Source organism: Nitrospirota bacterium (genome assembly GCA_016214385.1).
Lineage (GTDB): Bacteria > Nitrospirota > Thermodesulfovibrionia > UBA6902 > JACROP01 > JACROP01.
On the sequence record JACROP010000085.1, the window covers coordinates 1 to 10,070 of the forward strand.

Annotated in this window: 15 protein-coding genes and 1 pseudogene; all 16 read right to left on the minus strand. The window is 42.1% G+C overall.

Annotated elements, in window-relative coordinates:
- Nucleotides 1–67: 67 nt before the first annotated feature.
- A complete protein-coding gene (queA, locus tag HZC12_05310; GenBank protein MBI5026141.1) occupies nt 68–1,090 on the minus strand; it encodes a tRNA preQ1(34) S-adenosylmethionine ribosyltransferase-isomerase QueA in 1,023 nt (340 codons plus the stop codon).
- A 24-nt stretch (nt 1,091–1,114) separates the two neighbouring features.
- Nucleotides 1,115–2,077, minus strand: a complete 963-nt coding sequence (locus HZC12_05315) for a SpoIID/LytB domain-containing protein (protein ID MBI5026142.1) — start codon at nt 2,075–2,077, stop codon at nt 1,115–1,117.
- A 56-nt stretch (nt 2,078–2,133) separates the two neighbouring features.
- On the minus strand, nt 2,134–2,358 hold the full coding sequence (locus HZC12_05320; GenBank protein MBI5026143.1) for a DUF2905 domain-containing protein: 225 nt from the start codon (nt 2,356–2,358) through the stop codon (nt 2,134–2,136).
- 1 nt (nt 2,359) lies between these two features.
- Complete coding sequence (locus tag HZC12_05325; GenBank protein MBI5026144.1) at nt 2,360–2,932, minus strand: epoxyqueuosine reductase QueH; 573 nt, start codon at nt 2,930–2,932, stop codon at nt 2,360–2,362.
- 104 nt (nt 2,933–3,036) lie between these two features.
- Complete coding sequence (ruvB, locus tag HZC12_05330; GenBank protein MBI5026145.1) at nt 3,037–4,116, minus strand: Holliday junction branch migration DNA helicase RuvB; 1,080 nt, start codon at nt 4,114–4,116, stop codon at nt 3,037–3,039.
- Nucleotides 4,117–4,141: 25 nt separating this feature from the next.
- Nucleotides 4,142–4,714 (minus strand): Holliday junction branch migration protein RuvA, encoded by a 573-nt coding sequence (gene ruvA, locus HZC12_05335; GenBank protein MBI5026146.1) that lies wholly within the window; start codon nt 4,712–4,714, stop codon nt 4,142–4,144.
- A gap of 152 nt (nt 4,715–4,866) precedes the next feature.
- Entirely contained in the window at nt 4,867–5,484 is a 618-nt protein-coding gene (gene ruvC, locus HZC12_05340) for a crossover junction endodeoxyribonuclease RuvC (GenBank protein MBI5026147.1), read from the minus strand.
- Between the two features lie 149 nt (nt 5,485–5,633).
- The gene (locus tag HZC12_05345) at nt 5,634–6,005 is read right to left on the minus strand and encodes a GxxExxY protein (protein MBI5026148.1); all 372 of its coding nucleotides are present in this window, start codon (nt 6,003–6,005) and stop codon (nt 5,634–5,636) included.
- A gap of 32 nt (nt 6,006–6,037) precedes the next feature.
- A complete protein-coding gene (locus HZC12_05350; GenBank protein MBI5026149.1) occupies nt 6,038–6,790 on the minus strand; it encodes a YebC/PmpR family DNA-binding transcriptional regulator in 753 nt (250 codons plus the stop codon).
- Nucleotides 6,791–7,145: 355 nt separating this feature from the next.
- Nucleotides 7,146–7,364 carry a hypothetical protein gene (locus HZC12_05355; protein MBI5026150.1) on the minus strand — a complete coding sequence of 73 codons (219 nt, stop codon included), beginning with the start codon at nt 7,362–7,364 and terminating at the stop codon, nt 7,146–7,148.
- 400 nt (nt 7,365–7,764) lie between these two features.
- On the minus strand, nt 7,765–7,992 hold the full coding sequence (locus HZC12_05360) for a DUF2283 domain-containing protein (protein ID MBI5026151.1): 228 nt from the start codon (nt 7,990–7,992) through the stop codon (nt 7,765–7,767).
- On the minus strand, nt 7,980–8,297 hold the full coding sequence (locus HZC12_05365; GenBank protein ID MBI5026152.1) for a hypothetical protein: 318 nt from the start codon (nt 8,295–8,297) through the stop codon (nt 7,980–7,982). The genes HZC12_05360 and HZC12_05365 overlap by 13 nt, the downstream gene beginning before the upstream one ends.
- The gene (locus HZC12_05370) at nt 8,297–8,461 is read right to left on the minus strand and encodes a hypothetical protein (GenBank protein MBI5026153.1); all 165 of its coding nucleotides are present in this window, start codon (nt 8,459–8,461) and stop codon (nt 8,297–8,299) included. The genes HZC12_05365 and HZC12_05370 overlap by 1 nt, the downstream gene beginning before the upstream one ends.
- A gap of 134 nt (nt 8,462–8,595) precedes the next feature.
- Nucleotides 8,596–8,808 carry a DUF2283 domain-containing protein gene (locus tag HZC12_05375; protein MBI5026154.1) on the minus strand — a complete coding sequence of 71 codons (213 nt, stop codon included), beginning with the start codon at nt 8,806–8,808 and terminating at the stop codon, nt 8,596–8,598.
- A pseudogene (locus tag HZC12_05380) lies at nt 8,796–9,016 on the minus strand (hypothetical protein). Before HZC12_05380 ends, HZC12_05375 begins: the two are co-directional and overlap by 13 nt.
- Nucleotides 9,017–9,140: 124 nt before the next feature.
- Nucleotides 9,141–10,070 (minus strand): hypothetical protein (locus HZC12_05385; protein MBI5026155.1); only part of this gene is annotated, 930 nt, incomplete at its 5' end.

Here is a 10,070-nt window from a genome sequence, read left to right on the forward strand (position 1 = left end):
ATGACACTTATGGTTATTTTCGAGTTTTTCAACAGCCTGGCAAAATTGAACCCGCAGGGAAGACTGCCTACAGTATCAGCATGGCATCGCCGTAAGAAAAAAACCTGTAACCTGACCTGAAGGCTGTTGAATATGCCTTTCTGAGGAATGCAAGGCCTGAGAAGGCAGCGGTTAGTATCATGGGTGTGGATTTAGGAAGGTGAAAATTTGTAATAAGCGCATCGATTGCCTTGAATTTATAGCCTGGGAAAATAAACAGGGATGTCTTCCCTGCTGCGCTCCTTATACCATCACCGACGAAGGCTGACTCAAGCGCCCTGGTGGTGGTTGTGCCTGCAGCAATAACCCTTCGGCCCTCTGATTTTGCAGATGCTATAGAAATGGCAGTGGATGCTGGAATCTCATAGAATTCCTCATCCATCCTGTGATCCTCTATATCTTCGATGAGAACAGGCTTAAAGGTGCCATAGCCAACATGAAGGGTCAGGGCGCATATTTCAACCCCCTTTTTCCGTATCTTTTTTAAAAGCTTCTCTGTAAAATGTAGCCCTGCAGTAGGCGCAGCAATAGCGCCTTCCTTCTCTGCATAAACTGTCTGGTATCTCTCTCTGTCCATTTCTGTCGCATCTCTTTTTATATAGGGTGGAAGTGGCATGTGCCCTATCCTGTAAATGGATTCTTTTATATTATCGCCTGTGAATCTCACTACTGTTGTGCTGTTTCCTTCAAATACATCGGCAGAAAGTCCGTTCTCGAATAAGACCCTGCCCTGCCGCTGTCCCCTGACAATGGCCTCCCACATACCTGCGCCACGCTCCCTGATCAGCAGTATCTCTGCCTTTCCCCCTGTTGGCTTTTTACCATAAAGGCGAACAGGCATAACTTTTGTGTTATTAACAACAAGGACATCCCCTGCACGCAAATAATCTACCAAATCCTTAAACTTTCTGTGTTCGATACTGCCATCTCGCAGAGTCGAGTCTCCGACTTCTCTGCGCAGCGCCATCAGCCGCGATGAGTCTCTCTCATCAAGCGGGTACTTTGCTATCCTGCCTTTTGGAAGAAAATAATCAAATTCTAAGAGTTTCATATTGTTTTTCGAGATGAACCTAAATTAATTACTTAATAACTTGCTTATCACCGTTCCTGGATAATAATACCTGAGGATCTCCTTGTAATTCTTACCTTTCTTTGCAAGCTCAAGGCTACCCCACTGGCAGAGCCCGACTCCATGGCCATAACCTCCGCCCTCTAAGAGAATTTCTCTACCTTCTATTTTCATTGTAAACATGGTGCTTGGAAGCTCCTTATATCCTAAAAGCCTCCTGAGGTCTGTAGCCTTAACCATCTGCTCTGAATTTTCTGTGAACACCTTAAGCATCTTGACCCTGCCAGTAGAAGTAAGCGAGACAATTTTTATGTCTTTTATATCCTTTATTCCCAGGGCTTTCCCGATGTCATTAAAATTAAACCTCCTCTGCCATGTCGAATACGGGGAGCTTTCATCCGAACACCCCACCTGTCTGAGATATGGATAAGCCTTGCTGTTCTCCCACACTTCCTCAGGAAGCTCTGTTTTGCCGCCACACGTGGAGTGGTAAATAGCCTCTATCGGCCTGCTCTCAAAAGTAAGTATCTCCCCTTCTGTTTCTCTCACTGCCTGACTTATCATCGGATTATAGTTCTCTCCCTTATAAACCTGATGCAGGACGGTTGATGTAAGATGGTAATCCCTGCCTGCATTCATAGCCCTATGGTAAACAGCATAAGTCCTCGAGATAACAGCCTGAGCTTTCAGGGCCTCCATTTCCCAGTCCCTTCCAACCTCAGACGCAACCACACCTTCCACATAAGTTTCAAGGGGCAGCTCATTAATCACTATAAGTCCGTTATCGCTGCGTTTAACCTCAATGGAGCCTTTGTAGCGATTGCCATTTACAAATACTTCACCTCTGATACTTCCTAATTTCTCGGCCTTACCTGAGAAGGTAGGGTGCTCTGGAGCATCAATAATAAGAACCTTTATTGTATCATGGGAACGAGTCGCAACGACTTCTGCCGAGGACGGGCTACACATTAGAAATAAGAAATAAGAAATAAGAAATGAGAAATAAAATTTAAAATTCCTATTTCTCATTTTCTACCTAAAAACCAGAAGAGGAGTGACAGGATAATACTGATGATTATGCCTGTAGTAATGGGGAAGTAAAATGTAAAATTCTTTCTCTGAATAACGATATCCCCTGGAAGCCTTCCTATATAAGGTATCCTCCCTGCGAACATAAGAAAAAGGCCAAGGACAATAAGGACGATACCGAAAATGAAAAGCATCTTGCCTAAAAAATCAAATCCCTGCATATTATTTATTATTGGGCAGAGCAAGCCCTGCCCTTACATTGTCTACTGCCTTTATATGTCTCTCCATCTCGCTGTATATACAGCCGCAGTATTTCTGCCTGTAAAGACCGAGCTCTTTTGAAAGGGCCATGGCGCCTCTAAAACCCGGCCTGAAGTCTTCAAGATAGAATAACACATTGTACTGCTCTGAAAGCTCATTTCCGATAACAGCAATTTTTTCGAATTCCTGATAGGGGCTCACAAGAAGGGTTGTGGTAAATGCATCAAAGCCTCCTTTGGACGCCTCTTTTGCAGTCTCTTCAAGCCTCAACCTGTAGCAGTGCTGGCAGCGCTCTCGGTTGCGAGTCGTACCGACCTTTACTTTGATCTTAAGCCCATAGCCTTCCCTGTACAACACATCCATATCCCATTTATCAGCCAGATCCTTGAGAGAATTGAGCCTCAGCATATACTCATGAAAAGAATGAATATTCGGGTTAAACCAGAAACCTTTAAAGTTATGTCCCTGCTCGCTGAGTCTCTGGACTGGATAGATAGCACAGTTGCTGCAACAAATGTGGAGAAGAATATTCATGACTTATTAGCCACAGACCCTGTTTTCACAGGCCCAAGATTCCCCGCTTTGCTCGGAATAATAAAAAGACATATTTTCATAAGTCTGTGTAAATCTGTGGCAATTTAAAACAGTCCACTGTTCTTCTGGATCCCAAAATGTTCATATGCAAGTTTTGTTGCCATCCTGCCTCTATTCGTCCTTTCAAGAAAGCCCTCTTGCAGGAGATATGGCTCATATACATCCTCTATTGTATCTTTCTCTTCTCTTATGGCAGCGGCAATGGTATCAAGGCCAACAGGCCCGCCATTAAATTTTTCTATTATTGTACGCAGGAGTTTTCTATCCATGTCATCAAAACCCCTCTCATCAACATCCATTGCCTTAAGGGCATTCTTAGTAACATCTATTTCAACGACAGTCTTTTCTTTAGAGACAAGTGACGACTGACAAGTGACAAGTTCTCGTCTCTCGTCTCTCGTCGCTCGTTGCTTGACCTGGGCAAAATCCCTGACCCTTCTTAAAAGCCTGTTGGCTATTCTCGGAGTCCCCCTGCTCCTTCTGGCAATTTCCATAGCAGCCTCTCCTGAAATCTCTACACCGAGTATCTTAGCTGACCTTAAAATAATCTTTCCTAAGTCAGGCGGACCATAATAATCAAGCCTGTTTATCACACCAAAGCGGTCCCTTAAAGGAGACGTGAGGAGGCCTGTCCTCGTGGTGGCGCCTACAAGTGTAAACTTCGGAAGATTCAGCTTGAGCGTTCTTGCGCTTGGGCCCTGACCTATAATAATATCGAGTTGATAGTCTTCCATGGCAGGGTATAAAACCTCCTCAACAATCCTCGGCAGCCTGTGGATCTCGTCTATAAATAAAATATCTCTGTCTGCTAAGTTTGTGAGGATAGCGGCAACATCACCAGGCCTTTCAAGCACAGGGCCTGATGTGGTTTTTATTCCGACTTCAAGTTCACTGGCGATTATATGGGCAAGAGTCGTCTTTCCAAGCCCTGGAGGCCCGCAGAAAAGCACATGGTCAAGGGGCTCTGCCCTCTGCCTTGTTGCCTGGATAAAGACCTTGAGGTTTTCCTTTATCCTTTCCTGACCAACAAACTCATCAAAAGACCTCGGTCTCAAGCTAATATCAAAGCCGAGGTCTTCATCCTTAATCTCAGGTGTTATTGTCCTCTCAGGTAAATCCTTCATGCAATTATTTTACATTTGTTGTTTATCATTTGTCATCACCTGTAAGGAATCTTAGTGCCTCCCTGATAATATCCTCTATTGTATTGGCTCCTTTTTTTATAGCCCTCTCAACCGCCTCATCAGATAGAGACTTTTTATAACCCAGGTTTACAAGGGCTGATGCTGCATCAGAGGCAATGGCACCGGTTGAATAAGCAGTTATCTTTGGAAGTTTTTCTTTAAGTTCAAGTATAAGCCGCGCAGCGGTCTTTTTGCCGAGGCCAGGAATTGAGGTTATTGCCTGAATATCCTCATTGTAAACCGCCTCCATAAATCTCTGCACAGGCATTCCTGAGAGAACCGCAAGACCGAGTTTTGGCCCTATACCGTTTACTCCCAGGAGCGTAACAAAAACTTTCTTCTCTTCCTCTGTGAGGAAACCGTAAAGCTGAAGGGCATCCTCCCTCACGTGTGTATGAGTATAAAGAAAAACTTCACCGTCAGGGATATTGCAAAGGCTGCTGAGCGGGATATGGACATAATAGCCCACACCCCCGACATCAACAACAATCCCACCGGCTGCCTTATTGATAACCCTGCCTTTAAGTGCAGCTATCAATGTTAGTTCTCCAGATATGCTTTATCTTTCATATTTAACAACTCAGTTACGAGTCGCAACGACTTACATCATCTATTAATTAACATTCAGCAAATCAAGAATCAAAGATAAATTTGATTTTTTATTTTTAATTTACCACTGTTATTATACAATCACTTCACATATTTTAATCTATCTACTGAATTTATATGGCATATACATAAAGCAAGGGCGTCAGCGCCATTTTCAGTGAGGTCCTCTTTTATCTCTAAAATAACCCTGACCATTTCTTTTACCTGCCTTTTTTCAGCCCTTCCGTAACCAACAACAGCCTGTTTTAACTCTGTCGGGTTATACTCAAATACAGGTGTGCTGCTCTGAGCAGCCAAAAGCATGGCAACACCCCGCATTGACCCGAGAGCAAATGCAGACTGTATACTCTTTGAGAAGAAAATTTTCTCAAGCGCAATATGGGATGGTTTATATTCATCAATAATCTTCTTGAGGGAGTGGTAAAGCAAATTTAGCCTCTCAGCGAGGGCATCCCTTTTATTTACCTTTATCTCTCCCGATGCAATGTAAAGCAGAGACGAGTGACGAGTGACGAGTGACTTTTCAAGAGACGAGTGACGAGTGACGAGTGACGAGTTATTATATTTACTTGTCTCTTGTCTCTCGTCTCTTGTCTCTGAATTGGTCTCTTGTCTCTTGTCTCTTGTCTCTGTGGAGACTGCATCTACAATTCCGTAGCCGCAGCAGATAGTGCCTGGGTCTATACCAATTACACGCATTGAAATTATTTAGCCACAGACTTTCACTGATTAAATACATTTTTTGCCACTGACTAACACAGACATCATAAATGTTTTTAAAAGATTTAATTCTTTTTTTAGTCTGTGTCCGTCTGTGGCTAAGCTCTCTTATTTTGCTCTGCCACTGACTAAAATATCCTTCTTTTAAATTCTAATTTGTCTCCAAAATTCACTAATAACCCTACCTTTATTCCTGTAGCTTTTAGGTAATTTATTAGTTGGGCTTCGTGTTGTGATATTAGATTAGTTACAGCCTTAATTTCAATGATTATCTTGTCCTCAACAATAATATCTGCTTTAAATTCTCCTACTAAGTGATTTTTATAAGATACATTAAAATTTTTTTGGGTATCGGCTCTTAGTCCAATACTTCCCAGTTCAATCATTAAGGCTTTTTCATATACTGATTCCAAAAAGCCGCCTCCTAATTCATCATAAACATTATAAAAACATCTGATAATTCTCTCTGTTATGTCTTCGTATAAAAATTTTTTCTCCATGAAAAAGTCTGTGCAAGTCAGTGGCTAAAGCCTTATTTCACCTTTGCCATTACCTCGTCAGGTATGTCAAAGTTAGCATAAACATTCTGTATGTCATCATGCTCTTCAAGTGCATCCATCAGTTTAAGCATCTGCTCTGCATCTTTTTCCTCGAGTTTTACATAGCTCTTCGGGAGCATCGTAACCTCTGCTAAATTAAACTCGACCCTTGCCTTCTCAAGGGCTTCCCTGACCCTTTTCAAATCCTCAGGCGCTGTAATAATCTCATAGTTTTCCTCTTCAGGGTCATTTTTTATATCCAGGGCACCTGCTTCAAGGCAGATGGATATAAGGCTGTCCTCATCTATCTTTTTCTTATCAACAAGGATATAGCCCTTTTTTTCAAACATCCACGCAACACATCCAGCCTCTCCCATATTGCCTCCGTGCTTGCTCATAATATGCCTTATCTCAGAAACAGTCCTGTTTTTATTGTCTGTGAGAACCTCAAGCATAAGTGCTGCGCCGCCTGGCCCATAACCTTCATAAATAGCCTCCTCGTAAGCTGCGCCCGGAAGCGCTCCTGTGCCTTTCATTATCGCCCTCTTGATGTTATCTGCCGGCATATTAGCTTCTCTGGCTTTTTCAATAGCGAGCCTGAGCCGCGGGTTCATATCAGGATTGCCGCCGCCAATCCTCGCTGCCACTGCTATCTCTTTGGCAAGCTTTGAAAAGAGCTTCCCCTTTCTCGCATCAATTACAGCTTTCTTGTGCTTGGTCTGCGCCCACTTAGAATGTCCTGACACTGTCGTAACTCCCTTTTACACATCTGTGATTTAAAAATTATAAGTGATTGATTAAAAGAAAGGCAATACCACATAAGTCCCACCTCGTAGGTGGGCTCAGGTATATCCCATTGATATTTTCGATAACTTCCCTTAAAATTTAATGCCAAATGACCACCTACGAGGTGGGACAAGGGTAACAGAAAAATCAAACAAAAAGGCGGCGGGCTTTAGCCCGCCGCCTTAACTTCTTGTCCTTTTAAATTCTTAACTGATGCTTTTTATAAGTTCAGAGTACAAAGTAGTCGCGCCGAATCTTTCTACAAGTTTTTCATTTGTAATTAGAAATTTTTCTTTCTCAATCCTTGAGCCGTCATTATAGAGCAGCGGCAGGAGTATTTCGTATCTTTTCAGTTTCACTCAGAACATCCGCTTTAACTATTTCGTATTGGATTCTTTCTTCATCAAGATATTTCAACATAAAATCATTTATCTCAAACAGATCATTTCGCAACCCACGAACAATGCCTTTTAAAGCAAGGAGATAATAACCATTAATCTTGTCTTCACGGCTTTTAAACTTAATAACTATCATGTTGACCTCCCTGTAAACAAAGTATAGCACATAAAATGGAGAAAAATGCAAACAAACAAAAAAGGCGTCCCGAATTCTCGGGACGCCTTAGCTTCTCAGCTTCTTAACTTCTCAACTTTTTAATTTAGAACGTGACCATGATCCCGTGCCTTATTGCATAGGCATCGTTAACAAATAAACGCTTTCTATACCTTATGAATGGGTAAATGTCCATGCAAAATATATGAATACTATCCCAAGAATTATTGCCCCTATTACTTCAAGCATTTGTTGCCTTCATCTGTTCAAAATTTACCCCGTAACCCGTAAAGCCCTGTTCTTCAGAGCGGGAATGTAAGGGTGCATCAAAATATCTACCTCTAAGAAAGCCCAGTGTTTTAACACGGGGTACGAAGTTTACTTATGTTCCAGCCTTATTCTTTGCGTGAAGCACTGTAATTCCTACCAACTCGTCATTATGGTAGTGATAGATTATATCATCTTCCATAATGCTATCATTAGCCTGTTGAGGCTTTCTAAAACTAATATACAGTACATCTGCCTCCTCATCATAATCTATCCAGATTCTATTAGAGGGCATTTTTAGCAGATATGGTAGCGAATCTAAAACACTGCTTATTTTTTCCATGATACACCTCTTTTAAATATCTTTTCTGGTTTTGATGTCATAAAAGCTGTGATAATAAATCCCTCATTTTTTGTCTCTTTATAAATTACAATCATATCTTTTTCAGAAATAGAAGTCTTTTTGTAATGTCTAATGGCAATTAACTCATCTTTACCACCTTGAACTATGCAATCCGGATTCTCTATCGTCTCAAAAACTAAATCCTGATTGCCAGCCATGTAATCATGTGATTCAACAATATGCGACCATCTTTCGGCAGTTAGTCGTATATCTATTCCATTTCTGGATACTACAGAGCCGATCATTATTTAAAATTATCCTGGATATCAATTTTAGTAGCTAAGATGTCTTTTTTCTCTTCAAACTTTTTTTCAACCTTAGCTTCTATATACTCAACTAAAGTTTTAGCCTCTTTTTCGCCAATCTTGCTTTTCAAGATCTCATAGAGTTCTATTTCTGCAACCTGCATTGAGCTCCCTCGCTATAAGATATAACTAAGTTTAACAAAGAATACTTTAAAATTCAAACAAAGAAGGCGTCCCGGGACGCCTTCTTGAATCTTTCACGCATCACGGAGTTAGAAGCTGAGGCTGATACCCTTTCTTAAGCAACCACCAGCTCAACAGGCAAAGGCTTACCAACACCAACTGTCTTGCTCACATATAGCTTTTCTATGCCTATTACTTTTCCGTCCTTATTCTTTTTAAGAATAATCTCTTCTCCTGCCTCTTCACATATGGATTCATCCTCTGGATTACCAAACCAGATGTCCATTGTGTCAGTATCCCTGTGATAATAAACTACTACTTTGTCCATACTACTTCACCTTCCTTTACTTTATCTGTTGGATAAGCAGTTATCAGAAAACCTTCTGTCCCCGAAGATATTGCAGCGTTTCTTTTACAATACCCTCCTTGCCCTCCATTATTGGGTGCTTTTTGGTAACAAGGTATTTCCAATACTCTGAAGTAGTTCTAATCTCTACATCAAGAGGCGTCTTTACTTTGAAGTAAATTTCTTCCATGGAAAAATAAAATAGCAGAAGACAGTATTTATTGTAAACAAAAAAAGGCGTCCCGAAGTGTCGGGACGCCTTTTTGAATACTTTAACGCATCACGCTTTGCGCATAACGCATTACGGTCTTTAATTAGAAGCTAAGGGTTAGACCATGCTGTAACACAAATGCATTCTTTGGATCGCTTGTTACACCTATTGCTGCTCTCTTGTAGTAGTCACAGGCAAAGAGGACGCCTGAGTTTATGCCATATGTGAGGTTCTTTGCAATCTTGTATGCGACCTTGAGGTCAACTTCAGAACCGATCTTCTTGCTGTAGCCGAGTGTATCAACAGTGGTAGACAGCGCCTTTGAGGCCCTCAGGAGGTAGTAGTCCAGTGCCAGGGTGAGGTCTTTTGTAGCTGGATAGGTCAATCCGATATTATAGGCAGTAGTGTTGGCTATACCAGTGCCCCTTAATCCTGAGCCAGCAGCTGTCTCAACCCTCCAGTTATAAACAACCGTTGGAAGGTTCGGGTCAACCACATTGCCAACAAAGGTCTGGAAAGCCTTGTTCTTGGTGTTGCCAGCGGTATCTGTGGCATCGCTGTCACCTGAGCCATAGACAAAGTTTGCCCTCAATGTAACAGGGTCAACCTTGTAATCACCACCTGCGGTGATGCCATAGCCACTGAACTTCTGCTCGGTCATGGTAAGACCGGTTATCTCCTTTATCTTTCCGAACTGTAGGTCTACTGTTGCCTTATATCCGAAGCCTGCGACCTTGCCCTTTCCAAAGAGACCCACGTTGCTGAGACCAATGCTTGCATTTCGATAGCTACCTGTTGCACCCGGTATCCTGTAAACCGCAATGTTACCGGTTCCGTCAAGCTTACCGGCCTGCACCCGCGTATAGTTTGCACCAATGGTGTTGTCCTTATCCAGCTTGTGTGTGAACAGGAGGCTATATGCGTCTATGTCATCAGTGTTGTCACTTGTTGAACTCTCATAGAGCTTCAATGTAGCGAGGGCGATATCTGTCCCCTTTGCTGGTTCTACAAAGAGTAAAATGGCATCATCGCC

Coding starts and splice junctions, on each gene's coding strand:
- queA (MBI5026141.1), bottom strand. CDS start 1,090: ATGAAACTCTTAGAATTTGATTATTTTCTTCCAAAAGGCAGGATAGCA.
- HZC12_05315 (MBI5026142.1), bottom strand. CDS start 2,077: ATGTGTAGCCCGTCCTCGGCAGAAGTCGTTGCGACTCGTTCCCATGAT.
- HZC12_05320 (MBI5026143.1), bottom strand. CDS start 2,358: ATGCAGGGATTTGATTTTTTAGGCAAGATGCTTTTCATTTTCGGTATC.
- HZC12_05325 (MBI5026144.1), bottom strand. CDS start 2,932: ATGAATATTCTTCTCCACATTTGTTGCAGCAACTGTGCTATCTATCCA.
- ruvB (MBI5026145.1), bottom strand. CDS start 4,116: ATGAAGGATTTACCTGAGAGGACAATAACACCTGAGATTAAGGATGAA.
- ruvC (MBI5026147.1), bottom strand. CDS start 5,484: ATGCGTGTAATTGGTATAGACCCAGGCACTATCTGCTGCGGCTACGGA.
- HZC12_05345 (MBI5026148.1), bottom strand. CDS start 6,005: ATGGAGAAAAAATTTTTATACGAAGACATAACAGAGAGAATTATCAGA.
- HZC12_05355 (MBI5026150.1), bottom strand. CDS start 7,364: ATGATAGTTATTAAGTTTAAAAGCCGTGAAGACAAGATTAATGGTTAT.
- HZC12_05360 (MBI5026151.1), bottom strand. CDS start 7,992: ATGGAAAAAATAAGCAGTGTTTTAGATTCGCTACCATATCTGCTAAAA.
- HZC12_05365 (MBI5026152.1), bottom strand. CDS start 8,297: ATGATCGGCTCTGTAGTATCCAGAAATGGAATAGATATACGACTAACT.
- HZC12_05370 (MBI5026153.1), bottom strand. CDS start 8,461: ATGCAGGTTGCAGAAATAGAACTCTATGAGATCTTGAAAAGCAAGATT.
- HZC12_05375 (MBI5026154.1), bottom strand. CDS start 8,808: ATGGACAAAGTAGTAGTTTATTATCACAGGGATACTGACACAATGGAC.